Source organism: Pseudomonas sp. GW456-E7 (assembly GCF_059424105.1).
Map to the genome: position 1 here is coordinate 77,028 of NZ_JBWKZB010000016.1, position 26,589 is coordinate 103,616.

Genomic DNA, 26,589 nt, shown 5'->3' on the forward strand with positions numbered 1-26,589 from the left:
CAGGAAAATTCTTTCCTGTCCTCTCGATTTGCCTTCTCACCTCAAGCATTTTCATACTTTTCCAGCGAGCGATCGACCATCGCCTTGGCCATGTCGATCATGTGCACCGTCGAAAACGCCAGGTCACGGTTTACGCCTTGCAGGTGACTGGCTGATTCGTACGCAGTGGCGGCAGCACAGCGCAACAGGTCCAAAGCATGGACCAGCGCCTCTTCGCCGCTGATGTTGCGGTTCACATCAAAAAAACGCGACTCGGCCACTTCCTCCGAAACGGCAGGTTTCAAGTAATAGTCCAGCGCGCGTTGTGCCGCCGCCGAGTCCAGGGATGAGGTGAGGGTAGTGTCGATTTGCACGTCCGGCAGGTCATTGGCGGGTGGGTTCATGGCGATGGCAAGCTCCGTGTTAGATTCAGATCCGTGATTCGATCCTAATACGAACTGTATTTGTGACGAGGATTTAAATACTACAATTTGTGTTTTGATGGTCGGAGTCGCCCACGTATCGTGCCGCACATGGATAAATGGATTGAATTGGTCAAGGCCAAGATGAGTGAACTCAAAATCACTCAAGAGATACTCGCCGAGCGCCTCGGGATGTCCCAGGGCGGCATTGGCCACTGGCTCAACAAACGTCGTGAACCGGGCATCGAAGACATGAACCGTGTGTTGCAGGCGCTGGGCCTCGAGTTTCTCGAAGTGGCGCTGGTGATCCGGGAACCGCAGGCATCAACGGACGACGAAGTCCCCCTGGCCCACAAGTACAACCCGTACTTTCGCTACCCGATCAGTGACTGGCACGAGCCTGCCGAAGTGCGCGACGGCGAGGTCCCGGTGTACGGCAAGGAGCGCTATGAACTGTCCGATTACCACGCCCGGGGGCCGGCATTCTGGTTGAGAGTGGCAGGCGATGCGATGACCGCACCCAATGGCATCAGCATCCCGGAAGGCATGTTGATTCTGGTGGACCCGGCCGTGGAAGCCGTGCCTGGCAAACTGGTCATTGCCCAGTGGCCGGACAGCGCCGAAGCCACGTTTCGCAAGCTGATCGAAGAGGGCGGTCAGCGTTATCTGGTCCCGCTCAATCCGACGTATCCGAAAGCCTTGTACGCCGACGAATGTCGAATCATCGGCGTGGTGGTTCAGGCAACAGCCAGGTTCTGATCAGATCGGTCCTGGCAATGCGTAGGACCGATCTTCATTTCACGCTTCTTCCAGTTCGACCAGCGCACTGCCTTCACTGACCATCTCGCCTTCCTGGCAATACAGCGCCTTGATCACCCCGGCATGGGGGGCGCGAATGCTGTGCTCCATTTTCATCGCTTCAAGTACCACCAACTGCGCCCCGGCCTCGACCGATTGCCCGGCCTCCACCAGCACGCGGACGATGCTGCCGTTCATCGGTGCGGTCAGCCCGCCCTGATGGCTGTGGCTGGCCTCGACGGCGCTGATCGGGTCGTAGGCCTCGATGCGGTGCAATTCGCCATCCCACTGCAAATACACATGCTCACCACGGCGTATCGCGCGGTGTTGACGGCGCACGCCAGCCTGCTCGGTCAACAGATGCTCACCTTTGAGCCTGGCGCTGTGGGCATTGATGTCGCCCAGCGTCAGCGCGCGGTCCTGGCCTTCACAACTCAAGTGCAGAGTGATTTCTCTCGGCAAACCGGCACGCAGACCAGAAGGCGCCGCCCACGGTGAACTCGGGTCATCGGCACGGATTGCGTGCGGCTGGCTCTGGGCAAATGCCTGGGCGGCGGCTTGCCAGAACTCATCGCCGAGTTCCGCTGGCGCCGGCAGCAACTGTTCCTGATAGCGCGGAATGAAGCCGGTATCGAGTTCGGCAGCGGCGAACGCTGGATGACCGATGATGCGCCGCAGGAAATTGATGTTGGTCTTCAACCCGCCGATGGCGAACTCGTCGAGCATGCTCAGCAAGCGCAACCGTGCCTGTTCACGATCCTCGCCCCAGGCAATCAGCTTGCCGAGCATCGGGTCGTAGAACGGCGAGATCTCATCGCCTTCTTCAACGCCACTGTCTACCCGGCGCCCAGGCCCCGGGGTGGATTCGCGATACAACTCCAGGCGACCGGTCGCCGGCAGGAAATCATTGCCCGGATCTTCGGCGTACAGCCGCACTTCGATCGCGTGGCCCACCAGCGGCACCTGATCCTGAGTCATCGGCAACGCTTCGCCGCGCGCCACACGAATTTGCCAGGCTACCAGGTCGAGACCGGTGATGGCTTCGGTGACCGGGTGTTCGACTTGCAGGCGGGTGTTCATCTCCATGAAGAAGAATTCGCCGCGGGCATCCAGCAAAAACTCGACGGTGCCGGCACCGACGTAGCCGATGGCCTGCGCCGAGCGCACAGCCGCTTCACCCATGGCGCGCCGCAGTTCCGGACTCAGGCCCGGTGCCGGGGCTTCTTCGACGACCTTCTGGTGCCGGCGCTGAATCGAGCAGTCACGCTCGTTGAGGTACAGGCAGTTGCCGTGTTGGTCGGCGAACACCTGGATTTCCACATGACGTGGCTTGAGCAGGTATTTCTCCACCAGCATCCGCGAATCGCCGAACGACGATTGCGCCTCGCGCTGGGCCGAGGCCAGGGCTTCGGCCAGTTGGCTGACGTCCTCGACCACTTTCATGCCCTTACCGCCGCCGCCCGCGGTGGCCTTGAGCAGCACCGGGTAGCCGATGCGTTCGCAGGCGGCGCGGAAGGTTTCCAGGTCCTGGGCTTCGCCGTGATAACCAGGCACCAGTGGCACGCCGGCGGTTTCCATCAAGGCTTTGGCCGCGGACTTGCTGCCCATGGCGTCGATGGCCGAGGCCGGTGGGCCGAGGAAAATCAGGCCGGCGTTTTCGATGGCGCGGGCGAATCCGGCGTTCTCCGACAGAAAACCATAGCCGGGGTGAATCGCCTGGGCGCCGCTGGCCTTGGCGGCGGCGATCAGTTTGTCGATCTGCAGATAGCTGTCGGCGGCTTTGCTGCCACCCAGGTCAACGCGAATGTCGGCTTCGCGGCTGTGCCGGGCGTCACGGTCGGTGGCACTGTGCACGGCCACGGTCGTCAGGCCCAGGGCCTTGGCGGTGCGCATCACCCGGCAAGCGATTTCGCCACGGTTGGCCACCAGCAGGGTGGTGAGGACAGGTGCGCTCATCAACGGGGCTCCTTGGTGGTTTCGGCTTGCCAACTCGGTGGACGTTTTTGCAGGAAGGCGCGCAGGCCTTCCTGCCCTTCGGGGCTGACGCGGATGCGGGCGATGGCGTTTTCGGTGTAGCGGCGCAATGCCGGGGTCAATGATCCGTCGCCGACTTCGCGCAACAGATCCTTGCTGGCGCGCATGGCGGCCGGGCTGTTGAGCAGCAGGTTGTCGATCCACTGCTCGACTTTCTGCTCCAGCTCGGCACTGGCATAGCTCTCCGACAACAGGCCGATTTCCCGTGCCCGTTGCCCGCCAAAGCGCTCGGCCGTCAGGGCATAACGCCGGGTCGCGCGCTCGCCGATGGCTTGCACCACGAATGGGCTGATCACCGCGGGTGCCAGGCCGATGCGCACTTCCGACAGGCAGAACTGCGCGTCATCGGCACCGATGGCCATGTCGCAGCAACTGATCAGGCCCAGCGCACCGCCGAAGGCTGCGCCTTGCACCACGGCCAGGGTCGGCACTTTCAGCTTGGCCAGGTTGTACATCAATTCCGCCAGTTCCCGGGCGTCATCGAGGTTGGTGGCGTAATCGAGTTCGGCCGATTGCTGCATCCAGGCAAGGTCGGCGCCGGCGCTGAAATGCTTGCCACGGCCGCGCAGGATCAGGAAGCGCAGGCTGGCATCGCTCGCGACTTTGTCGAGGGCGATGATCAGTTCGCGGATCATTTCGGCGTTGAAGGCGTTGTTCTTTTCTTCACGGCTGAGCCAGAGAGTCGCAAAACCCCTTGGATCGCTCAGCAGTTCGAGGGTGTTGAAGTCGCTCATATTCGTCCGTCTCCACGGTCCTTGTGGGAGCGGGCTTGCTCGCGAAACGATTTTACGATTGCTGCGCAATCGAACGGGAGCAAGCTCCCTCGCCACACAAGCCCGCTCCCACAGAAAATCACATCCGGAACACGCCGAAGCGGCTCGGTTCGATTGGCGCGTTCAACGACGCGGACAAGGCCAGGGCCAGTACGTCGCGGGTCTGGGCCGGGTCGATGACACCGTCGTCCCACAGGCGCGCGCTGGAATAGTAGGGGTGACCCTGTTCTTCGTACTGGTCGAGGATCGGTTGCTTGATCTCGGCTTCCTGTTCGGCACTGAAACCATGGCCGCTGCGTTCGGCCTGTTCGCGCTTGACCTGCACCAGAACGCCGGCCGCCTGTTCGGCGCCCATCACACCAATGCGTGCGTTTGGCCACATCCACAAGAAGCGCGGATCGTAGGCGCGACCGCACATGCCATAGTTACCGGCACCGAAGCTGCCGCCGATGATCACCGTGAACTTCGGCACCTTGGCGCAAGCCACCGCCGTCACCAGTTTCGCGCCGTGCTTGGCAATACCGCCGGCTTCGTATTTCTGGCCGACCATGAAGCCGGTGATGTTTTGCAGGAACAACAACGGAATACCGCGCTGGCACGCCAGTTCAATGAAGTGCGCGCCTTTCTGCGCCGCTTCGGCGAAAAGAATGCCGTTATTGGCGAGGATCGCGATCGGGTAACCGTGCAGGTAAGCAAAACCGCAGACCAGCGTGGTCCCGAACAGCGCCTTGAACTCGTCGAACACCGACCCGTCCACCAGACGCGCGATGACTTCACGCACGTCGAACGGCTGCTTGGCATCGGCCGGCACCACGCCGTACAACTCGTCGCTGCTGTAGAGCGGAGCGATCGGCGTGCGTTGCTGAACCTCGCCTTGCTTGCGCCAGTTGAGGTTGGCCACGCTGCGGCGTGCCAGTGCCAGGGCGTGTTCATCGCTCTCGGCGTAATGGTCGGCCACCCCGGAAATCTTGCAGTGCACATCGGCCCCGCCGAGGTCTTCGGCGCTGACCACTTCACCGGTCGCGGCCTTCACCAGCGGCGGGCCGGCGAGGAAGATCGTCGCTTGCTCGCGGACCATGATCGCTTCGTCGGCCATCGCTGGCACGTAGGCGCCGCCAGCGGTGCAGGAGCCCATGACCACGGCAATCTGCGGAATGCCCATGGCGCTCATGTTGGCCTGGTTGAAGAAGATCCGGCCGAAGTGCTCACGGTCGGGGAACACTTCATCCTGGCGCGGCAGGTTGGCGCCGCCGGAGTCCACCAGGTAGATGCACGGCAGACGGTTCTGCTGGGCAATGGTCTGGGCGCGCAGGTGTTTTTTCACCGTCAGTGGGTAATACGAGCCACCTTTCACCGTGGCGTCGTTGGCGACGATCATGCATTCGACGCCTTCCACACGACCGATCCCGGCAATCACGCCCGCAGCGGGGACGTCTTCGCCATACACCTCATACGCCGCCAGTTGGCTGATTTCCAGAAACGGCGAACCCGGATCGAGCAAGCGGTTGATGCGCTCGCGAGGCAGCAGTTTGCCCCGCGAGGTGTGGCGTTCCTGAGCCTTCGGGCCGCCACCTTGCGCCACTTGGGCGAGCAGGGTGTGCAACGCGTCGACCTGCTTGAGCATCGCCGCACTGTTGGTGGCGAACTCCGCTGAACGAGGGTTGAGCTGGGTATGCAGAATCATGGCTTACTCCGTAAGCAGCTTTAAGCGGCAAGCTTCAAGCTGCAAGAGGAACGCTTCTGCTTGTCGCTTGAAGCTTGCCGCTTGCAGCTGACGAAATTCATTTCGTCTCGTTAAACAGTTCGCGACCGATCAGCATGCGACGGATCTCACTGGTACCGGCGCCGATTTCGTACAGCTTGGCGTCACGCAACAGACGGCCGGCCGGGAATTCATTGATGTAGCCGTTGCCACCGAGAATCTGGATCGCGTCGAGGGCCATTTGCGTGGCGCGTTCGGCGCTGTAGAGGATCACGCCGGCGGCGTCCTTGCGCGTGGTTTCGCCGCGCTCGCAAGCCTGGGCCACGGCGTACAGGTAGGCGCGGCTGGCGTTGAGCTGGGTGTACATGTCGGCGACCTTGCCCTGGATCAGCTGGAATTCGCCGATGCTTTGGCCGAACTGCTTGCGGTCGTGGATGTACGGCACGATCAGGTCCATGCACGCCTGCATGATGCCGGTCGGGCCACCTGAAAGGACGACACGCTCGTAGTCGAGGCCGCTCATCAGCACTTTTACGCCGCCGTTGAGTACGCCGAGGATGTTTTCTTCCGGCACTTCGACGTCATCGAAAAACAGCTCGCAGGTGTTCGAACCGCGCATGCCGAGCTTGTCGAATTTGTTGCTGCGGCTGAAGCCTTTCCAGTCGCGCTCGACGATGAACGCGGTGATGCCGTGGGGGCCCTTTTCCAGGTCGGTCTTGGCGTAGATCACGTAGGTGTTGGCGTCCGGACCGTTGGTGATCCAGGTCTTGCTGCCGTTGAGCACGTAGTGGTCGCCACGCTTGTCGGCGCGCAGTTTCATCGAGACCACGTCGGAACCGGCATTCGGCTCACTCATGGCCAGCGCGCCGATGTGCTCGCCGCTGATCAGCTTCGGCAGATATTTGGATTTCTGTTCGTGGTTGCCGTTGCGGTTGATCTGGTTGACGCAGAGGTTGGAGTGGGCGCCATAGGACAGGGCCACCGAGGCCGAGCCACGGCTGATTTCTTCCATCGCGACCACGTGGGCCAGGTAACCCAGGCCAGCGCCGCCGTACTCTTCCGGCACGGTAATGCCCAGCAGGCCCATATCGCCGAATTTGCGCCACAGGTCGGCAGGGAACAGGTTGTCGATGTCGATCTGAGCGGCGCGCGGGGCGATCTCCTTGGCGACGAAGGACTGAACCTGATCGCGCAGCATGTCGATGGTTTCACCGAGGGCAAAGTTCAGGGATGGATAGCTCATGGGGCACCTTTTGGCTTTTTTGTCGGGTGGGGAGGGCCGTGATTGGGTTCTCACCTTTACGTTAACGTAAGCCTGTGACGAATGGCTGTCAATCACCCTTTACGTTAACGTCAACTTGAGCGAGAGTAGAGCCAGTTCAAGATAGAACGCGGACCCATCCTGTGGGAGCGGGGTTGCTCGCGAAGGCGTCCTGTCAGTCGACATTCATGTTGTCTGATACACCGCTTTCGCGAGCAAGCCCGCTCCCACAAGGGACCGCCGGTAGCCCATAAATAAAGACAATAGGGGTCGTCATGGATCAACCCAGTGCAAGCCCGCAACGCAGTTACACCCGTGGTTCCCAGGACAAAGCCTTGCTGGCGATGACCATCGGCCAGGCGTTCGACAACACGGTTGCGCAGTACCCGGACGGGGAGGCGCTGGTGGTGCGCCATCAACAGCTGCGTTACACCTGGCGGCAGTTGGCCGATGCCGCGGACCTGCACGCCAGGGCACTTCTGGCGCTGGGGCTGCAAGCCGGGGACCGCCTTGGTATCTGGGCGCCGAACTGTGCGCAGTGGTGCATCAGCCAGGTTGCCACCGCGAAAATCGGCGTGATCCTGGTCAATATCAATCCGGCGTATCGCAGTTCCGAACTCGAATACGTACTCAAGCAATCCGGCTGCCAATGGCTGGTGTGCGCCGGCGCCTTCAAGACGTCGAACTATCACGCGATGCTGCAAGGCCTGGTGCCCGAGCTGGCCGAGCAATCCATCGGCAAACTGCAGAGCGAGCGATTGCCGCAGTTGCGTGGCGTTGTCAGCCTGGATGCCCAACCACCGTCGGGGTTCCTGCCATGGTCGCAACTGGCCGGTCTGGCGGACAGCGTGACGGTCGAGCAACTGCATGAGCGCCAGAACAGCCTGCATTTCGACCAGCCGGTGAATATCCAGTACACCTCTGGTACTACCGGTTTCCCCAAGGGCGCGACCCTCAGTCACTACAACATTCTCAACAACGGTTACATGGTCGGTGAAAGCCTGGGCCTGACGGCGGCCGATCGCCTGGTGATCCCGGTGCCCTTGTATCACTGCTTCGGCATGGTCATGGGCAACCTCGGCTGCATCACCCATGGCAGCACGATGATTTATCCGAACGACGCGTTCGATCCGTTGCTGACCCTCGGCACTGTGGCTGACGAAAAAGCCACGGCGCTGTACGGCGTGCCGACCATGTTCATCGCCATGCTCGATCAACCGCAACGCGCCGAATTCGATCTGTCGAGCCTGCGCACCGGGATCATGGCAGGCGCAACCTGTCCTATCGAAGTGATGCGCCGGGTCATCAGCGACATGCACATGAGCGAAGTGCAGATTGCCTACGGCATGACGGAAACCAGTCCGGTGTCATTGCAGACCGGTCCTGCAGACGACCTGGAATTGCGCGTGACCACCGTCGGCCGCACCCAGCCGCAGCTTGAAAGCAAGATCATCGACGAAGCGGGCAACCTGGTGCCACGGGGCACCATCGGTGAGCTGTGCACTCGCGGTTACAGCGTGATGCTGGGTTACTGGAACAACCCCGAAGGCACCGCGGAAGCCATCGATCAGGCAGGCTGGATGCACACCGGTGATCTGGCGAGCATGAACGATGAGGGGTACGTGTGTATTGCCGGGCGCAACAAGGACATGATCATCCGTGGCGGTGAGAATATTTACCCACGGGAGCTGGAAGAGTTTTTCTTCACGCATCCGGCCGTTGCGGATGTTCAGGTGATCGGCATTCCATGCTCGCGCTACGGCGAAGAGATCGTCGCCTGGATCAAGTTCCACCCCGGCCACAGCGCTACCGAACAAGAGCTGCAAGCCTGGTGCAAGGAGCGCATCGCGCACTTCAAGACGCCGCGTTACTTCAAGTTCGTGGAAGAGTTTCCAATGACCGTGACCGGCAAGATCCAGAAATTCCGGATGCGCGAGATCAGTATCGAGGAGCTCAAAGCGAAGCTGTAGGAGCTGCCGAAGGCTGCGATCTTTTGATTTTCAAGAGATCGCAGGCTGCGCCAGCTCCTACAGATGTATGTGGGAAACCTGAATGCCAGACAGCACAAAGGGGAGCCGAAGCTCCCCTTTAATTTGTCGTTGCGCGTGCTCTTTTTTTATTATTGAGGGTCGGTCTGTTTTTGTTTTTGGCAACCGTTGCCCTTTACCGCTGTTTTTGGCGATCCCCATCCGGGATCAAGAGCAAACGTATTTTTTTGAGCGCTGATCTGCTTTTTCGCTGAGCGATCCAACCAGTACGGGAGCTACCTGAAGGTAGTTTTATTATTCTCTGTCTGGCTGCGGGTCACTTCGAAAAGCACCCTGAAAAGCACATCTTCTCCAAAAAAATCTGTTAGCTGCGTCTCTGCCGTGTTGTTTTTGTTATGTCAGAGTCGTTACGTCTTGTTTTTATTAGGGTTGCCGCAATTTTTTTATTCTTGTTATGCGATAGGTATAGCAGGAGCCGTGCCAACTTTTTAAAAGCCTTTAAAATCAACGCTTTGCGGTTTTGTAGGGTTTTTCGCCTCAGGCAAAGCCCTACATTTTGTTTCCGTGTTACTCGCTTGCGCCCACGTTTGAGTCTGCGCGGTAACACCCGGACACACTCAACCCACTCACTGTGCGCTGCGGGCCCTGGCCACGCGGGAACCGGTAGGGCGACCCAATACGCTGCAAATCTGTTGACCGGCGAGCATCAGGGCGTCGAGGTCGATTCCGGTGGCGATACCCAGGCCGTTCAGCAGGTAAACCACGTCTTCGGTCGCGACGTTACCGCTGGCTCCCTTGGCATAGGGGCAGCCGCCGAGGCCGGCGATGGAGCTGTCGAACACCGAGATACCTTCCAGCAGGCTGGCGTAGATGTTGGCCACGGCCTGGCCGTAGGTGTCGTGGAAGTGCCCGGCGAGTTTTTCACGGGGTACATCCTTTGCTACCACTTCGAACATTTTCCGGGTCGCGCCAGCGGTGCCGGTGCCGATGGTGTCCCCCAGCGAGACCTCATAGCAGCCCATGGCATAGAGCTCGCGAGCGACCAAAGCGACTTGCTCCGGGGGAATGTGACCTTCATAGGGGCAGCCCAGCACGCAGGACACATACCCGCGCACGGTCACCCCCTGTTGTCTGGCGGCCTCCATGATCGGCGCGAAACGCTCCAGGCTTTCACTGATCGAGCAATTGATATTGCGCTGGGAAAACGCTTCGGACGCCGCGGCGAACACGGCCACTTCCTTGACCCCGGCAGCGAGGGCATCTTCGAAACCGCGCAGGTTGGGAGCGAGCGCGCCATAGACCACACCCGGTTTGCGCTGGATCTGCGCGAAAACCTCGGCGGAGCCGGCCATCTGCGGCACCCACTTGGGCGACACGAAACTGCCGACTTCTATATAGCCGAGCCCGGCTGCGGTCAGTGCATCGACCAGTTGCACCTTGTCGGCAACACTGATGGGTTGGGCTTCGTTTTGCAGGCCGTCGCGCGGGCCGACTTCGACAATGCGTACGTGGGAGGGGAGGGACATATGAGATTCACCTGTAGTCATGGTGAGCGGGGATCTAATGTGGGAGCGGGCTTGCTCGCGAAGGCGGTTTTCCATTCAACACTTATGTCGACTGACCCGACGCTTTCGCGAGCAAGCCCGCTCCCACACATGATTTGCGCAGGTTATTGAACCGCTTGCTGACTCTTGAGGGTCTGCTCCAGCGCCTGTACGCAGCGCTCTTCGGCAGTATCGAGCTCCAGTTTCATCTGTTCGATGTCCAGCAGCTGCTGTTCAAGCTGCTCACGGCGCTCGCTGATTTTCGCCAGCATGCTGTGCAACTGTTTGGTGTTACCGCTGGACGGGTCGTAAAGCTCGATCAGCTCGCGGCATTCAGCCAGTGAGAAACCGATGCGTTTGCCCCGCAGGATCAGCTTCAGGCTGACTTTGTCGCGGGGCGAGTAGATGCGTTCCTGGCCGCGGCGCTCGGGGCTGAGCAGGCCTTGCTCCTCATAAAAGCGAATGGCGCGGGTGGTGATGTCGAGCTCGCGGGCGAGGTCGGAAATGCTGTAGGTCTGGCTGCTCATGGAAGCGCTCGCAAAAGGTCATGGCGCTAAGCTAATGGCAGGTTGACGTTTACGTCAAGGGAGAAAAGATCGCAGCCTGCGGCAGCTCCTACATGGGATTTGTATTCACCCTGTAGGAGCTGCCGCAGGCTGCGATCTTTTGATTTTTCTCAAACCGGCTGCTTATCCAGCTTTTTCTCCTGCGCCGTTACCTGCTGGCACAGCTCGATCATCTGCTCGCGCATCCAGCGGTTCGCCGGGTCCTGGTCAGTGCTTTCGTGCCAGTAAAGGTGGGTTTCGACCGGCGGCACATCGTTGACCGGCAGATAAAAGGCGTGCAGGTCGTTGCGGCGGGCGAAGCGTTCCGGCACGGTCATGACCATGTCCGTCTGCTGCAACACCTGCGAGGCCATCAGGTAATGCTGGGAACGCAGGGCGATCTTGCGCTGGATGCCCATCTTGCCCAGCGCCAGGTCGACATAGCCGAGGCCGCTGCGGCGGCTGGAAATATGGATGTGGGTCAGGCTCAGGTAATCATCCAGCGTGAGTTTTTCCTTGCCCGCCAGCGGATGCCCCTTGCGCATGGCGCACACGTAGCGGTCTTCCATCAACTTGACGTGACGCACCTGCGGGTCGGTGTTGAGCGGCGCATCGACCGCAAAGTCCAGGCGGCCGGCCGCCAGCTCCTTGGTGGTCTCGCGGCGTTTGGACAGAAAACTCTCGATGATCACCGTCGGCGCCAGGCGGCGCAGGCGTTGGAACAGCGGCGGCAGGATCACCGCTTCGGTGAGGTCGGTCATGCTGATGCGATAGGTCTTGACCGCTTGCTGCGGGTTGAAAATGCGGCTTTCCTGCACCGACACGCGCAGCAGTGAGAGCGCATTGCGCACCGGGCCGATGATGTTCTGCGCCATGGGCGTCGGCACCATGCCCTGGGCCGTGCGTACGAACAGCGGGTCGTTGAAGGTCTCGCGCAGGCGGGCCAGAGCGTTCGACACCGCCGGTTGGGTGATGCCGACAATCTGCCCGGCACGGGTCAGGTTGGCTTCGGTGTAGATCGCGTCGAAGACGATGAAAAGGTTGAGATCGACCTTGCTCAGATTCATTACGCGGCTCTCTTATTGTGTGGGCGGGCTGACCTTGACGATCAGCCGATCATATATCGGTGATGAATGTTTATACACGCCGAGAATAGGCTAGGTAAATTTTCATGGCTGTTCTAGCATCGATTGCATGATCTAAACAACCTCCCCCAAGAAGGTATCTCGCTCATGGATTTCGCTTATTCGCCCAAGGTTCAGGAACTGCGTGAGCGCGTAACAGCGTTCATGGACACCTACGTTTATCCCGCCGAAGCCGTGTTCGAGCGCCAGGTCGCCGAGGGCGACCGCTGGCAGCCGACCGCGATCATGGAAGAACTCAAACTCAAGGCCAAGGCTGAAGGGCTGTGGAATTTGTTTCTGCCTGAGTCTGAACTCGGTGCCGGTCTGACCAACCTCGAATATGCGCCGCTGGCGGAAATCATGGGCCGCTCGTTGCTGGGGCCAGAGCCGTTCAACTGTTCGGCACCGGACACCGGCAACATGGAAGTGCTGGTGCGTTACGCCAACGAAGAGCAGAAGCAACGCTGGCTCGAACCCTTGCTGCGCGGCGAGATCCGCTCGGCATTCGCCATGACCGAACCGGACGTGGCGTCCTCCGATGCCACCAACATGGCCGCCCGTGCGGTGCGCGATGGCGACGAGTGGGTGATCAACGGCAAGAAATGGTGGACCTCGGGTGCTTGCGACCCACGCTGCAAAATCCTGATTTTCATGGGGCTGAGCAATCCGGACGCGCCACGCCATGCCCAGCACTCGATGATTCTGGTGCCGGTCGATACCCCCGGCGTGAAGATTGTGCGCCCGCTGCCGGTATTCGGTTACGACGATGCGCCCCATGGTCACGCCGAAGTGCTGTTTGAAAACGTCCGGGTGCCGTACGAAAACGTCCTGCTGGGCGAAGGGCGCGGCTTCGAAATCGCTCAAGGTCGCCTTGGCCCGGGCCGGATTCACCACTGCATGCGTTCGATCGGCATGGCCGAGCGTGCACTGGAACTGATGTGCAAGCGCTCGGTGAGCCGTACGGCATTCGGCAAGCCCCTGGCGCGGCTGGGTGGTAACGTCGACAAGATCGCCGATTCGCGGATGGAGATCGACATGGCACGCCTGCTGACACTGAAGGCGGCGTACATGATGGACACCGTTGGCAACAAAGTGGCCCGCAGCGAGATCGCACAGATCAAGGTCGTCGCGCCGAACGTTGCGCTGCGGGTGATCGACCGGGCGATCCAGATTCATGGCGGGGCAGGGGTTTCCAACGATTTCCCGCTGGCCTACATGTACGCGATGCAGCGCACCCTGCGCCTGGCCGACGGTCCGGACGAAGTGCACCGTGCGGCGATCGGCAAGTTCGAAATCGGCAAATATGTGCCGAAAGAGATGATGCGTAGCGGGAATTAATTGAAAAAAAGCTGTGTCGTCCGCAATCTCAGGACTGACACAGCTTTTTCCTGGCAGGTACAACCATCAACGCAGGATGCCGTAAAGCACTGCTTCCGCAGGGCCGGATGTTCGCCCGGCGATAATAAAACGGCCATCTTGAAGCAGAATGTCGTGGGGGATGCCTGTCGCTAATTCTCTGACCCAACCCTCGTCTCCAAAACTGGAGTCGTTCGTGCCATCCTCGTTCAAGCGTCCCCAAAACATTCGCATAGGGGATCCACTCCAGCCTGCAGCGACAATCTTGCCATCCTCAGGTTGTACTCCTACGGCGCTCAACCGACCGCCGTAAGGTATTTCCATCAGCACCTCCTTGCCGCCGTTGAATCCTGGATCTGGAGAACCGTCCTCGTTATATCGCATGATGAATGCTTTGGAGAATCCGGTTGCCCCTACGCAAATCAGTTTCCCATCGGGTTGGGCTATCATCTTGTTAAGACCGTATGTCCCTCTATCAGGACCGAGCCGAGTATAGCCGTCAGTACCAAAACTCTTGTCGAGCTTGCCCTTTGACGTGTAGCGGCAAAGTACTATTTGGCTGCCAGATGGCAATGTAATGTAGTCCATACCAATGACGATCTTGTCGTCTGTTTGAATCGCGACGCTGACCATTCGGTTGAGTTGGTCACCCAGAAAAACAGTAATATGCCCTTGATCTCCAAAAGAGCGATCGGGCGTTCCATCGGGGAGCATGCAGGTCAACTGGCCCACGTTATGAGACTGACCTCCATCTTTGGTTCGTTGGCTAAGAATCAGAATTCTGCCATCCTCAAGTAGAGCTCCATCAGATGCATCAGCATTCGACGATATGGCAGGGCGGGGGACCAGAACGGGTTTGAAAATCAGATCCGGGCTGCCACTTTCATTCAGTCGATTTGCCGCGGGCGTTCCTTGGGTTCCGGATAATGCATCGCCGATGATGAGTATTTTTTTTTCTCTGGAGATTAATCGAGTAGGTTCAGAGTTCTTGTCTTCCAGGAATTTACCGCTAACGCTGCCGTTGTTACCGAACGATGGGTCCGACTGTCCGTCGGAGTTTGTGCGATAAATTAAATATTGATTCGCGCTGTGTACGGCATAAATCAACTTCCCGCCGGGTTGTGAGGACAATGAATAGGTTGTTGCTTCTGCAGGTCCTCTGACAACGCCGTAGTCGCCGAATTGATCGTCCAGGTTACCTGGCCTTTTGGGGGATGTATTTTGAGTGCTCATGATTGACCCGTTAAGTTTGCCTTGAGTCACTGACATCACCTGCATTCAGGCAAATGAACAGGTCAGCGTTCATAGCGAGGCTATTTCAACGAAATCGATCGAACAACTGTCAACTTTGACAGTTCGTTAGTCTATTTAGCAGTCTTGCTCATCTTTAAAGCGCGTAAACATCTAATACACCCAAACCTCAACCCGCCGATTCTTGATCCTTCCCTCATCAGCGCTATTGGCTGCCACCGGCATCTGAGCTCCAAACCCGCGAATCTCGCGAAACACCACACCGCTTTTCACCAACTCCCGCCGCACTGCCATGGCCCGCAGCTTCGACAACAGATCGGCGCGCGCCGGGTCGCTCTTGGCATCGCCAAAGCCCACCAGTGTTACCTGGCCATTGGCTTTGTCGTGCTGCTTTATATAGTCGAGCACCCGGGACAAGTCTTGTTGCGCCTTGTTGTCCAGCGTTGCGCTGCCTTCTTCGAAACGAAAGTTGACCGACAAACGCTGCGCATGACGGCTGAGGGCCTGATAACCCTCGGGCATCAACGCATTGGGTGTCACGGTCATGGCCTGGACGGTCTGGGCGATGAAACCGTTGGCGGCGACAATCGCTTGTCCTTTACTGCTTTGGGCGAACGCCGCCAGTGCATCGGCCCAAGGGTTCTTTGCGCCCGGCGGCAGATAGAAAAACAGTCGGCGGGACAGCGGATAGTCTTCCGTGGCAATCAGGTTGTTCAGTGGCGGCATGGCTTGTGATTGCCCATCGACAATCGCCACGGCTTTGGCCCGACGCACGTAGGGCAGGCCGATAAAACCAATGCCTTGTGGGTCTGCACTCACGGCGTCGGACAGTTGTTCACTGGATTCGAAACGTTTCGCCATGCCACTGAGACTTTTCCCTCGATCGCTCAGGACCAGTTCCTTGAAGGTGTCGTAGGTCCCGGACTGATCATCCCGCGCATACAGGTGAATCGGCCCGCCGCGACCGCCGATGTCTTCCCAGGTCTTCACCTCGCCACTGAATATGCGCGCCAGTTGCACGGTGTCGAGTTGGCTCAATGGATTGTCCGGGTGAACGATGATCGCCAGGCCATCGATGGCGATGACCTGTTCGGCGCTCGGGCTTTTCAGGTCACCGAGGGATTGCAGGCTTGTCAGTTCGCTGTCCTTGATCGGGCGCGACGAGGTGGCAAGATCGGCGCTGGCTGTTTTGAGTGCAGTGAAACCGGTGCCGGAACCATGGGCCGCCACCTCCACCACGACCCGATGGCCCTCAGCGGTTTCGCCGACAATGCGCAGTTCGTTGGCGGTGTCCGGGGTTTCGCGGTGAATCCTGCGCAGGCCTTGTTCGCCCATCAAACCCTCGACCAGCGCAGGTCCCAGGGCCGCGCCGATGGTGTTGGAGCCCTGAATGCGCAGCACCGGGCCTTGTCCGGATGTCGGCAAATTGCCAGCAGCCGCCAGGTGTGGGAAGCCGAGGCACAGCATCAACAGGAACAACACGCGCAGCATCATGCCGGCACCTTATATAGCCAAAGGAGGTGTCGGGAGATTAAGTCAGTAAGGTTTCCGAAAAATGACAGGTTGCAGTGATGGTCCCTTGTGGGAGCGAGCTTGCTCGCGATAGCGGTGGTTCAGTGACAATGATGTCGACTGACACTCCCTCATCGCGAGCAAGCTCGCTCCCACAGGGGATTGTGGTTGGTCCTGAATCAGCTCAACTCAAGCCAGATCGGCGCATGGTCCGAAGGTTTTTCCATGCCGCGCAGTTCGTAGTCCACACCGGCGGCCTTCACCCGCGGCAGCAAGCCGTGGGAGGCGAGGATCAGGTCGATGCGCAGGCCTCGCTTGGGTTCGTCTTCGAAGCCACGGCTGCGGTAGTCGAACCAGCTGAAGGTGTCGGTCACGTCCGGGTTCAGGTGACGGAAACTGTCGACCAGGCCCCAGTTCTTCAGGCGGGCCATCCACTCGCGCTCTTCCGGCAGGAAGCTGCATTTGCCGGTCTTCAGCCAGCGCTTCATGTTGTCCGGGCCGATGCCGATGTCGCAGTCTTCCGGGGAAATGTTCACATCGCCCATCACCACCAGCGGCTGGTCGTTCTTGAACTGGCTTTCCAGCAATTGCTGCAAGTCGCCGTAGAAGCGTTCCTTGGCCGGGAATTTGGTCGGGTGGTCGCGGCTTTCGCCCTGTGGGAAGTAGCCGTTCATGATGGTGACCTGGACACCGTTGGCGTCGGCGAAGGTGCCCCAGATGAAACGCCGCTGGGCATCTTCTTCGTCGGTGGCGAACCCTTTATGCAGGGCCAGCGGTTCCTGGCGCGAGAGCAGGGCGACGCCGTAATGGCCTTTTTGCCCGTGGAAATACACGTGGTAGCCCAGCGCCTGCACCTCGGCCAGCGGGAACTGCTCATCGTGGACCTTGGTTTCCTGCAAGCCGATCACATCGGGCTGGTGCTTTTCGATCAGCGCCGCCAGCTGATGGGGGCGGGCGCGCAGCCCGTTGATGTTGAAGGAGACGATCTTCATGGTCGGCAGTCCTGGCAAAAGGGCGATGCTAGCTGACATGTGGGAATCGGGCCAGTGTGGGGTGAGGGGATTGGGTTTTGCCTGTCAGTCTTGTGTGGGCAGTGATGGCCCTTTCGCGAGCAAGCCCGCTCCCACAGGTTATGCGCCGGCCTTTGCTTTTGTGGGAGCGGGCTTGCTCGCGAAGGCGATTTCATTGCCTACACTGATTGCGGATCTTTAAGGAACTGTGTCAGCGCCGATCAGCTCGTAACAACAGTAACAACAAGAGCGCAGCCATCCGAGCTGTGCCGGGGAGATCAACCGTCATGCCCGAAACCTCGACCGCCATCGCCGATATTCACATGCTCGACAGCGGCTACGCCCGTGAAGCCCGTTCGCTGCTGTACCAGGCTTATCGACACGAACCGACCTTCGGCTATCTGTTCGAAGCCGAGCGCACCGGTTACGAACAGCGGGTGCGCGCCACGGTGCGCGAACTGGTGACCCAGCATTTTCTCCAGGACCTGCCGGCCATCGGTCTGCTGGTCAACGACCGCTTGATCGGCATCGCCCTGATCGCGCCGCCGCAACGTCGCCTTGGGGTCACCGAAAGTTGGGCGTGGCGCCTGCGCATGGTGCTCAGCACGGGATTTCGCTGCACTCGTCGCTATCTGGAGTATCACGCTGCCGTGGAGGCCTGCGTGCCGAACGACTCGGTGCACGTCTTGCCGTTGCTGGGGGTTCACCCGCAATTCCAGGGCCAGCATTTCGGCGAACAACTGTTGCAAGCCGTGCACAACTGGTGCGCGGTGGATGAACACTCACAGGGCGTGATCCTCGATACCGGGAATCCTCGCTATCTGGAGTTCTATAAACGTCAGGGCTACGAGGAAATCGGTGAAGTTGCCGTAGGGCCGGTTCGCGAGCACGTGTTTTTTCACCCCAATCCCCAGGTGTTACAAACAGCAACGGCTTAGCCCACGAACTTTCTTTGCCTGTCAGGCTCTATCACGCTTCCATGTTCATGAACCATGCTCGTGATAGCATCCGCGCCTATGAAGTTTCCAGGAAGATTTACCAGTGGCGTGCTCATGCTGTTATCCAGCTGCACGGCGCTGGCGCAAAGTGAATTGGATGTGCGGATCAAACCGTCCAACGATGAACTGAAGGCCAATATAGAGGGCTATATCGGCAGCCTCGGCGATCGTGACGAAGAAGCCTTGCAGCGCTTCAGTCGCGGCGCCGAGGAGCAGGCGCGCAAGGCCGCCCAGGCCTTGGGTTATTACCAGCCGCACATCGACAGTGAAGTGAAGGGCGGCGATAAGCCACGCCTGGTGTTGAAGGTCGACCCCGGCGAGCCGGTGCACTTGCGCAATGTCACGGTGCGAGTGGAAGGGCCCGCAGCGTCCCTCAAATCCTTTCGAATCCCCAAAAGCGACGCGCTCAAGCCCGGTGCCGTGCTCAACCATGGGCATTACGAGGACGCCAAGCGCCTGATCCAGAACCAGGCTTCGCGGTATGGCTTTTTCAGCGGCCACTTCACCCGTTCGAAACTGTCGGTCGACCCCCGGGCCGGCGTTGCCGATATCGAACTGATCTATGAAAGCGGTCCGCGCTATACCTTGGGCAAGGTCAGTTTCGAGGGCGATACGCCGTTCGATGACGAGTTGCTGCAACGCATGGTGCCATTCAAGGCCGGTACACCCTATGACTCGGAGCTGATTGCCGAACTCAATCAGAACCTGCAATCGAGTGGCTACTTCGAAGGCGTGCGCGTGGACGCGGCACCTGCGACGTCAAAAGAGAATGCGATCCCGGTGGACGTCAAGCTCGAAACCCGCAAGCCTCGGACCATGGGCCTGGGCCTGGGTTTCTCCACCGACGTGGGGCCACGGGCCAAGGCCAACTGGACCCGGCACTGGGTCAACGCACAAGGGCACAGTTATGGCTGGGAAACCGAAGTCTCGGCACCCCGGCAAAACGTCGGGCTGTTCTACGACATTCCGCTGGACCCGCCACTGACCGACAAACTGCGTTTTGCCGGTGGCTACCAGAATGAAGAAATCGCCGATAAGGAAAGCCACAGCAAGCTGCTGACCCTCGGCCCCGAGTGGCACAGCAAGCTGCCCAGCGGCTGGCAACGGGTGGTGTCGCTGAAGTGGCAGCGCGAGGATTACCAACTGGGCGATGACTCGGGACTCAGTACCTTGCTGATGCCTGGTGTGAGCTATTCGTACCTCAAAAGCGACAACCGCATCGATCCGCACAACGGCTATCGCCTGCAATTCGAATCCAAAGTGGCCAAGGAAGGTCTGGGTTCCGACAGCAACCTGCTCTACGGCACGGCATTGGTCAAAGGCCTGACCACAGTGTTCGATAAACACCGCTTCCTCGGGCGGGTACAGGTCGGCGGCAGTGCCACCAACGGCTTCAAATCGGTTCCGCCATCGCTGCGCTTCTTCGCCGGTGGCGATCAGAGCGTGCGTGGCTACGACTATCAGAGCCTGTCCCCGGAAAACTCCGACGGCGACCGCATCGGTGGCCGCTACATGGTGGCCGCCAGCGCGGAGTATCAGTATTCGGTCGCCGAAAAATGGCGGGTCGCGACCTTTGTCGACCAGGGCAATGCCTTCAACACCCTCGAACTGCCGAACCTCAAGACCGGGGTCGGTATCGGCGTGCGCTGGGTCTCGCCGGTGGGGCCGATCCGCCTGGACCTGGCCCATGCGCTGGACGACGATGGCGGCATTCGACTGCACTTTTCCATGGGGCCTGAGCTGTGAAGCGTAGTTTGAAAGTAACGCTGCTGGCGATTGCCGCGCTGTTGATGCTGGTTGTCTTGACGCTGGCCACGGTGCTGGGCACGGCGACGGGCAGCCGCTGGGCCTTGGGTTTCGTACCGGGTTTGACCCTGGACAATTTCCAGGGCCGGCTGGGCGGGCAGTGGAGTGCCGACCGGGTGCTGTGGCAGCAGGACACTAGCCGGGTTGAACTGAACCAGGTGATTTTCGCCTGGTCGCCGTTGTGCCTGACCCGCATGACCTTGTGCATCGAACAATTGCAGGCCGACCAGGTCAGCCTGACGTTCCCGCCGGGTGCCGAAGAGCCGGACAGCGGCCCCATCACGCTCCCGGAGCTCAAGTTACCCTTGGCCATCGAACTGGGAGAGATCAAGGTCGGCAGCCTGTTGTTCAACGGCAGCGAAGAACTCAAGGGCTTGCAACTGGCGGCGCACTGGACGGCTGCCGGCTTGAAGATCGATTCGGTATCGTTACAGCGCGATGACTTGAGCCTGAACCTGTCCGGTCTGCTGCAACCCTCCGGCAACTGGCCCCTCAGTGCTTCCGGCAAGCTGACCCTGTTGTCGACGCCTGAACCCCTGGCGCTGGCGCTGAACGTCGACGGCGACCTGCTGAAAACCCTGAACCTGAAAGCCGACAGCAGCGGTTACCTCAACGGGCAACTGACCGGCGAACTGCAACCCCTGGTGGACAACCTGCCGGCCAAGGTGCGCATTACCGCCGATGGTTTCAAACCCGGTGCCGATCTGCCGGACACCCTGCAACTCAATCAGCTTGAACTCACCGGCGCTGGCGACTTGAAGAACGGCTACGCGCTGCTCGGCAAAGCCACGCTGCCCGCCGAGCAAGGGCCGGTCGCCCTGGCGCTGCAAGGCAAGGTCGACGCCAACGGCGCGCAGATCGCCGCGCTCGACCTGACCGCCAACGACAAGCAAAGCCTCAAGCTCACAGGGCTCGTGGATTGGAGCAAAGGCCTGAGCGCCGAAGCGAAAATCGACTGGCTGGACTTCCCGTGGCACCGTCTCTATCCATTGATCGACGAGCCAGAGGTGGCGTTGCGCCGCTTCAACGGTGAGGTGTCCTACACCGACGGCAAGTACCTCGGTCATTTTGAAGCCGCGGCGGACGGTCCGGCCGGTGCATTCACCCTGGCCAGTCCGTTCGCCGGCGACCTGACGAAAATCTACCTGCAACAGATTCAACTCCAGGCCGGGCAGGGCAAGGCTGAAGGGCACCTGAACCTGCAGTTCGCCGACGGTATTGCCTGGGACACCGCGCTGGACCTGTCGGCGATCAACCCGGCGTACTGGGTCGCGGAGCTGCCGGGCACGCTGGCGGGGCCGTTGCGCAGCACGGGCGAACTGAAAAGCGAAATGCTCAGCCTCAATGCCGACCTGGACCTCAAGGGCAAACTGCGCGGCCAGCCGGCGGTGATCCAGGCCAAGGCCGATGGCCGTGGTGAGCAATGGAACCTCAACGCCCTGCAGGTTCGCCTGGGCGAGAACAGCATCAGCGGCAAGGGCAGCCTGCAACAGAAACTCGCCGGGCAGATCGATCTCAAGCTGCCGCGCCTGGCCCAGCTCTGGCCGGAGCTGCGCGGCCAGCTCAATGGCCGCGTGGATGTCGCCGGCACACTCAAGGCGCCCCAGGGCAAGCTTGACCTGCAAGGCTCGCAATTGGTTTTCCAGGACAATCGCCTGCAAAGCCTGAACCTGGACGCCACGCTGGACAGTGCGCAACGGGCGAAAATCGACCTCAAGGGCAGCGGCATCCAGGCCGGTGACACCTCGCTGGGAACCCTGACCGCCAGCGGCCAGGGCGACATCAAGAACCAGAAGCTGAGCCTCGATCTGCAGGGGCCGAAGCTGAAACTGGCGCTGGGTCTGGACGGTGCGCTGGATAAAGGCAATTGGCGTGGACGCCTGGCCAGCGGTGATATCCAGGCCGGTGGCCAGGACTGGAAGCTGCAAGGGCCGGCGAAACTCGAGCGCCTGGCGGACGGCAAAATCAACTTCGGTGCCCATTGCTGGGCATCCGGCCAGGCCAGCCTGTGCGGGGAAGACTCGCGCCTGATGCCCGAGCCGAAGTTGCGTTATCACCTCAGGCAGTTCCCGATCGACAGCCTCGCGCAGTGGTTGCCGAAGGATTTCGCCTGGCAGGGCCGGCTCAATGCCGATCTGCAACTGGACCTGCCGGCCAGTGGCCCCAACGGCCAGGTCAGCGTCGATGCCGGCGGCGGCACGTTGCGCATCAAGGAAAAGGACCAGTGGCTGGACTTCCCGTACCAGACCCTGAAACTCACCAGCAAACTCACGCCCAAACGTATCGACACCGAACTCAATTTCGTCGGCGGCAAGCTCGGCGAACTGATGGTGCAGGCGCAGCTCAACCCGTTGCCGAAGAACAAACCGTTGAGCGGCTCGTTCCGCTTGAGCGGGCTGGACCTGTCGGTGGCGCGACCGTTCGTGCCGATGGTCGAGAAGCTGACCGGGCGCCTGAATGGCAGCGGCACGATTTCCGGCGGACTTTTGGCGCCGCAGGTCAATGGCAGCCTGCAACTCAGTGACGGCGAGGTAACTGGACCTGAGTTGCCGATGGAGTTGCAAAACCTGCACGTTCAGGCGCTCATCGCCGGTGAAAGCGTGCAACTGAACGGTGGCTGGAACAGCGGCAAGGCCGGGCAGGGCAGCTTGAACGGCAACATCGCGTGGGGTCAGGCGCTGGTGGTGGATCTGGCGCTCAAGGGCACGCAATTGCCGGTCACCGTCGAGCCTTACGCCAAGCTTGAAGTCGCACCGGACCTGAAAATCTCGATGAAGGGCGATGAGTTGGCCATCGCCGGTAAAGTGCTGGTGCCCAGAGGCGAAATCACCATTCGTGAATTGCCGCCGTCGACGGTCAAGGTTTCCGATGACACGGTGATCGTCGGTCAGCAGACCGAGGAGGGCAAGCCACCGCTGGCGATGAAGATGGACATCGAAGTGCTGGTCGGCGAGGACAAGCTGAGCTTTGCCGGGTTTGGCCTGACGGCGAATGTGCAGGGGCATGTGCACATCGGCGACAACATGGACACCCGTGGCGAGCTGTGGCTCAACGACGGGCGTTACCGCGCCTATGGCCAGCGGCTTTCGGTGCGCCGGGCACGTTTGCTGTTTGCCGGGCCCATCGACCAGCCGTACCTGGACATCGAAGCCATTCGCAAGACCGACGACATCATCGCCGGCATTCGTTTGAGTGGTAGCGCCGAACAACCGACCACGCAGATCTTCTCCGAACCGGCGATGAGCCAGGAGCAGGCCTTGTCCTATCTGGTGCTCGGGCGTCCGCTGAGCAGCAATGGCGAAGACAACAACATGCTCGCCCAGGCGGCCCTCGGGTTGGGCTTGATGGGCAGTTCCGGTGTGACCAGCGGCATCGCCAAGAACCTGGGCATCCAGGACTTCCAGCTCGACACCCAGGGCAGTGGCGACGCCACCAGTGTGGTGGCCAGCGGCAATATTTCCGAGAAACTCAGCCTGCGCTACGGCGTCGGCGTGTTCGAACCGGCCAACACCATTGCCCTGCGCTACAAGCTGAGCAAAAGGGTCTACCTCGAAGCCGCCGGCGGCGTGGCCAGTTCGCTGGACATCTTCTACAAGCGGGATTTCTAGGTCCGCATTTCCTACAAAAGACCGAGTCACCCCATTCGCGAGCAAGCCCGCTCCCACAGGTTGATCATTCCAACCAAGGGAAATGGGGTGCGATGAGCTATCATTGCGTCTTTCTCATTCAAAGACTGATTGCCATGACTGCCCCAACCGACACCTTGCTCAATGCCCTCGAACACTGCGGAATGGTGGAAATCGACGGGCTGCATGCCTTCGAATTCGCCCTCGACGAGTTCGATAACCTGCACATTGAATGCATGGATGGCCGTGCGGCCAAACACTGGGAGTTCACCCCGGCGCAGGTCCAGGCCGCGACCTTCGACTCCACGCTGCAAAGCTGGTTGATCACCGGTGACTCGGGCGAACACCGTTTGGTGTGCCTGGGCGATGTCGTCAGCGGTGACAACGAAGAGGACGACCAGGACGATGCGTAACCTCTGGCAACTGTTGATGGCCGGCAGCATCGGCGCGATGGGCGTCCAGGCCGCATCCGCCGAGGACTATCAACTGCTGGTGGGCTCCTACACCGCCGGGCAAAGCCAGGGGATCTACCGCCTGGCGTTCGACAGCACCACCGGGCAGATCAACGCCAGGCCCTTGCAAGTGGTGAAAAGCGAAAATCCATCGTGGTTGACCCTGTCGAAAGACCAGCGACACCTGTTCGTGGTCAACGAAAACGGCCCGGGCCAGATTGATCCGGTCGGGCGCGTCAGCACTTATGCGATAGATCCCAAGACCCATGTGCTGAGCCTGATCAGTCAGGTGCAAAGCCTGGGCAACGAGCCGACCCATTCCAGTCTCAGCGTCGATGGCAGCCATTTGTTTGTCAGCAATTATTCGGTGGCCGAAGACCCCGGCGGCACCCTCGCGGTGGTGCCGGTGGCGGCCGATGGCACGCTCAAACCGGTGGTGCAGATGAGCAGCCACCCGGCGAGCCGGGTCAATCCCAAGCGCCAGGCCTCGGCCCACGTGCATTCGAGCATCCCGTCGCCGGACGGCAAATACCTGTTCTCCAACGACCTGGGCGCCGACAAGGTGTTTGCCTACCGTTTCGACCCCAAGGCCAATCCGCAGCTGCCATTGACCCCGGCCGCCCCGGCATTCGTGCAACTGCCACCCGGTAGCGGACCGCGTCATCTGCTGTTCAGCGCCGATGGCAAACACGCCTGGCTGACCATGGAAATGAGCGCTCAGGTGGCGGTGTTCGATTACCACGACGGCGCGCTCGAGCAGACGCAGATGATCGACCTGGCTGCCGGGCAACCCGTCTCGGACAAGGCAGCCGCGGCGTTGCATGCCTCGGCCGATGGCAAGTTCCTCTACGTCAGCAACCGTGGCACGGCCAATCAACTGCTGGTGTTTGCCATTGACCCGGTAACCGGACGCCTCAACGAGCTGCAACGCCGGGCGGTAGAAGGTGACCATCCGCGGGGGTTCAGCCTCGACCCGAGCGGAAAATTCCTGTTGATCGCCAACCAGAAGAGCAACCAGATTGTCGTCGTCGAACGCGACGCCAAGAGCGGTCTGTTGGGTAAAACCGTGCAAAAACTGCCGATGGACGCTCCGAGCGACTTGAAGTTTCTGCTGCGTCAATAAGCCGCAGGCCCCGGTTGACGGGGCCTGCCTGCTTTTATCAATGGCGCTGATATCTGGTACTGCTACAAAGCATTTCAAGGCATGAACCCTCGAGGGTTAAGTTTGCTTCACGGCCCCACCGGGCAAGCAAGCCAACTGAATCCGAGGAATACCGCCATGAACTTCAACATCTTCTCTGTCATCGCCGCTTCCGCCATTTCTGCCACCGTTGCGCTGCCAGCCAGTGCCAGCGTTGAAGTCAGCGACAAAAAAGCCCACACCCAGAGCTACACCCAGAAATACCTGCAACAGAGCGCCAACTTCTACGCCGCGCTGGATCATAAGACCCAAGCCTGAACTTCCCCCCTGCCTTTATGCAGGAGCGAAGTCACTGATGATCGAAGAGCCTGATGCTGACAAGCAGGTGTTGAAAACGATCAGAGTGATGTCGCTCCTGCATAACGCATTTGCGACAGCATCAGTTTGCTATCAATGTCGCGCTTGATATCACATAGCCATACGTTTAAATTGACGCTGATTTTTTGACTCCTCCTCACGGCAAGGATCGGCAGCATGGTGACGCGTCTGGCATTGGTTCTTCTGTTTCTCTATTCCACCCCTATTTTGTCGGCATCCGACGCTGTTCCCGGTGAGCCGGATGCTGCGCGCGAGCGCTTGATGAGTTTTATTGAAGACTGAAATAGTCTGGCTTGATGATCAACGAAGCTGATGATCACTATGGATAACCCTGAGTGGTTACCCAGGCTGTTTTGATCGATTCTGTGGGCATTGAAACATGCCTGCGGAGAACATCATGGCCAGCGCAATTCTCACTTCTGCCAAACACGGCGCTTATGTAGCGATCGGTCTGTACCTTGCCATGGTGCTGTTGGTCAGCCTGTCAGCCCAGTCACAATCCACCTTCGAAGCGCCGATCCAGGTCGCTCATCCCGGCATCCAGTTTGACCACCGTGCGCAAAACGCCAGCGTTGATCAGGCTGAACTCGCAGGAGTCGCCGGCGCATGAAAGGGCACAGACTCTGGGTGATCGCCTTCCTGGCGTTCATGACCAACGGATCCTCCCTGTTGGGGATCGGACAGGGCTCGGCGGGCTCGGTGGCGCGCGCCATCGAAGCCAATCACAACATCGCCCGCAACATCGAAAATGCCAATGCGCAGGGCATGCTGGCCGGCAATCCGCCAATCAGGAATGAAGGCGTGGTGTTCGGGCCGTTCCAGGTCGATTGCTCGGCGATCGGGATGTGTGGGGTGTTGGCTTGAGCCCTGCTGGTCACTGAATCCTTTG

Annotated in this window: 23 protein-coding genes; 12 read left to right on the forward strand and 11 right to left on the reverse strand. The window is 60.0% G+C overall.

The window, feature by feature from the left end; translation table 11 throughout:
• Nucleotides 1-41: 41 nt before the first annotated feature.
• Nucleotides 42-383: a DUF6124 family protein gene (locus AC07YV_RS12915; protein ID WP_007981011.1), complete on the reverse strand. Its 342-nt coding sequence runs from the start codon at nucleotides 381-383 to the stop codon at nucleotides 42-44.
• A 129-nt stretch (nucleotides 384-512) separates the two neighbouring features.
• Between AC07YV_RS12915 and AC07YV_RS12920 the strand changes: the two genes are divergently transcribed.
• Entirely contained in the window at nucleotides 513-1,160 is a 648-nt protein-coding gene (locus AC07YV_RS12920) for a LexA family protein (RefSeq protein ID WP_102700649.1), read from the forward strand.
• 39 nt (nucleotides 1,161-1,199) lie between these two features.
• Here the strand turns inward: AC07YV_RS12920 and AC07YV_RS12925 are convergent, their stop codons facing one another.
• From AC07YV_RS12925 to AC07YV_RS12940, 4 genes are all read right to left on the reverse strand, one after another.
• Entirely contained in the window at nucleotides 1,200-3,155 is a 1,956-nt protein-coding gene (locus AC07YV_RS12925; RefSeq protein WP_102700650.1) for an acetyl/propionyl/methylcrotonyl-CoA carboxylase subunit alpha, read from the reverse strand.
• A complete protein-coding gene (locus tag AC07YV_RS12930) occupies nucleotides 3,155-3,967 on the reverse strand; it encodes a gamma-carboxygeranoyl-CoA hydratase (RefSeq protein ID WP_102700651.1) in 813 nt (270 codons plus the stop codon). The genes AC07YV_RS12925 and AC07YV_RS12930 overlap by 1 nt, the downstream gene beginning before the upstream one ends.
• A 118-nt stretch (nucleotides 3,968-4,085) precedes the next feature.
• A complete protein-coding gene (locus AC07YV_RS12935) occupies nucleotides 4,086-5,690 on the reverse strand; it encodes a carboxyl transferase domain-containing protein (protein ID WP_102700652.1) in 1,605 nt (534 codons plus the stop codon).
• 97 nt (nucleotides 5,691-5,787) lie between these two features.
• Nucleotides 5,788-6,951 carry an isovaleryl-CoA dehydrogenase gene (locus AC07YV_RS12940; protein ID WP_102674656.1) on the reverse strand — a complete coding sequence of 388 codons (1,164 nt, stop codon included), beginning with the start codon at nucleotides 6,949-6,951 and terminating at the stop codon, nucleotides 5,788-5,790.
• A gap of 293 nt (nucleotides 6,952-7,244) precedes the next feature.
• On the opposite strand from AC07YV_RS12940, the gene AC07YV_RS12945 reads away from it, so the two are divergent.
• Nucleotides 7,245-8,939 (forward strand): AMP-binding protein, encoded by a 1,695-nt coding sequence (locus AC07YV_RS12945; protein WP_102700653.1) that lies wholly within the window; start codon nucleotides 7,245-7,247, stop codon nucleotides 8,937-8,939.
• Nucleotides 8,940-9,583: 644 nt separating this feature from the next.
• Here AC07YV_RS12945 and AC07YV_RS12950 read toward each other — a convergent pair.
• From AC07YV_RS12950 to AC07YV_RS12960, 3 genes are all read right to left on the reverse strand, one after another.
• A complete protein-coding gene (locus tag AC07YV_RS12950) occupies nucleotides 9,584-10,483 on the reverse strand; it encodes a hydroxymethylglutaryl-CoA lyase (protein WP_095966523.1) in 900 nt (299 codons plus the stop codon).
• A 143-nt stretch (nucleotides 10,484-10,626) separates the two neighbouring features.
• Nucleotides 10,627-11,028, reverse strand: coding sequence for a MerR family transcriptional regulator (locus tag AC07YV_RS12955; protein ID WP_102700654.1), 402 nt, complete (start codon nucleotides 11,026-11,028; stop codon nucleotides 10,627-10,629).
• 149 nt (nucleotides 11,029-11,177) lie between these two features.
• Entirely contained in the window at nucleotides 11,178-12,113 is a 936-nt protein-coding gene (locus AC07YV_RS12960; protein ID WP_102700655.1) for a LysR family transcriptional regulator, read from the reverse strand.
• Nucleotides 12,114-12,278: 165 nt separating this feature from the next.
• On the opposite strand from AC07YV_RS12960, the gene AC07YV_RS12965 reads away from it, so the two are divergent.
• Nucleotides 12,279-13,508 (forward strand): acyl-CoA dehydrogenase, encoded by a 1,230-nt coding sequence (locus AC07YV_RS12965; protein WP_102700656.1) that lies wholly within the window; start codon nucleotides 12,279-12,281, stop codon nucleotides 13,506-13,508.
• A gap of 66 nt (nucleotides 13,509-13,574) precedes the next feature.
• On the opposite strand, the gene AC07YV_RS12970 is transcribed toward AC07YV_RS12965, so the two are convergent.
• From AC07YV_RS12970 to xthA, 3 genes are all read right to left on the reverse strand, one after another.
• Complete coding sequence (locus AC07YV_RS12970; protein ID WP_158248452.1) at nucleotides 13,575-14,759, reverse strand: NHL repeat-containing protein; 1,185 nt, start codon at nucleotides 14,757-14,759, stop codon at nucleotides 13,575-13,577.
• A gap of 171 nt (nucleotides 14,760-14,930) precedes the next feature.
• The gene (locus tag AC07YV_RS12975; RefSeq protein WP_102700658.1) at nucleotides 14,931-16,271 is read right to left on the reverse strand and encodes a substrate-binding domain-containing protein; all 1,341 of its coding nucleotides are present in this window, start codon (nucleotides 16,269-16,271) and stop codon (nucleotides 14,931-14,933) included.
• 197 nt (nucleotides 16,272-16,468) lie between these two features.
• On the reverse strand, nucleotides 16,469-17,281 hold the full coding sequence (xthA, locus tag AC07YV_RS12980) for an exodeoxyribonuclease III (protein ID WP_102700659.1): 813 nt from the start codon (nucleotides 17,279-17,281) through the stop codon (nucleotides 16,469-16,471).
• Nucleotides 17,282-17,586: 305 nt separating this feature from the next.
• Between xthA and AC07YV_RS12985 the strand changes: the two genes are divergently transcribed.
• The 9 genes from AC07YV_RS12985 to AC07YV_RS13025 all read left to right on the forward strand — a co-directional run bounded on the left by AC07YV_RS12985 (nucleotide 17,587) and on the right by AC07YV_RS13025 (nucleotide 26,564).
• The gene (locus AC07YV_RS12985) at nucleotides 17,587-18,237 is read left to right on the forward strand and encodes a GNAT family N-acetyltransferase (protein ID WP_102700660.1); all 651 of its coding nucleotides are present in this window, start codon (nucleotides 17,587-17,589) and stop codon (nucleotides 18,235-18,237) included.
• Between the two features lie 78 nt (nucleotides 18,238-18,315).
• Nucleotides 18,316-20,043, forward strand: coding sequence for an autotransporter assembly complex protein TamA (locus tag AC07YV_RS12990; protein WP_102700661.1), 1,728 nt, complete (start codon nucleotides 18,316-18,318; stop codon nucleotides 20,041-20,043).
• Entirely contained in the window at nucleotides 20,040-23,711 is a 3,672-nt protein-coding gene (locus AC07YV_RS12995; RefSeq protein ID WP_102700662.1) for a translocation/assembly module TamB domain-containing protein, read from the forward strand. The genes AC07YV_RS12990 and AC07YV_RS12995 overlap by 4 nt, the downstream gene beginning before the upstream one ends.
• Before the next feature lie 92 nt (nucleotides 23,712-23,803).
• Nucleotides 23,804-24,142, forward strand: coding sequence for a DUF5629 family protein (locus tag AC07YV_RS13000; RefSeq protein WP_102700663.1), 339 nt, complete (start codon nucleotides 23,804-23,806; stop codon nucleotides 24,140-24,142).
• On the forward strand, nucleotides 24,135-25,304 hold the full coding sequence (locus AC07YV_RS13005) for a lactonase family protein (protein ID WP_102700664.1): 1,170 nt from the start codon (nucleotides 24,135-24,137) through the stop codon (nucleotides 25,302-25,304). The genes AC07YV_RS13000 and AC07YV_RS13005 overlap by 8 nt, the downstream gene beginning before the upstream one ends.
• Before the next feature lie 156 nt (nucleotides 25,305-25,460).
• Nucleotides 25,461-25,640, forward strand: coding sequence for a hypothetical protein (locus tag AC07YV_RS13010; protein WP_102700665.1), 180 nt, complete (start codon nucleotides 25,461-25,463; stop codon nucleotides 25,638-25,640).
• Nucleotides 25,641-25,856: 216 nt separating this feature from the next.
• Nucleotides 25,857-25,982 carry a hypothetical protein gene (locus AC07YV_RS13015; RefSeq protein WP_256357711.1) on the forward strand — a complete coding sequence of 42 codons (126 nt, stop codon included), beginning with the start codon at nucleotides 25,857-25,859 and terminating at the stop codon, nucleotides 25,980-25,982.
• 115 nt (nucleotides 25,983-26,097) lie between these two features.
• A complete protein-coding gene (locus tag AC07YV_RS13020; protein ID WP_102700680.1) occupies nucleotides 26,098-26,310 on the forward strand; it encodes a hypothetical protein in 213 nt (70 codons plus the stop codon).
• Entirely contained in the window at nucleotides 26,307-26,564 is a 258-nt protein-coding gene (locus tag AC07YV_RS13025) for a hypothetical protein (RefSeq protein ID WP_007979945.1), read from the forward strand. The genes AC07YV_RS13020 and AC07YV_RS13025 overlap by 4 nt, the downstream gene beginning before the upstream one ends.
• Nucleotides 26,565-26,589: the final 25 nt, after the last annotated feature.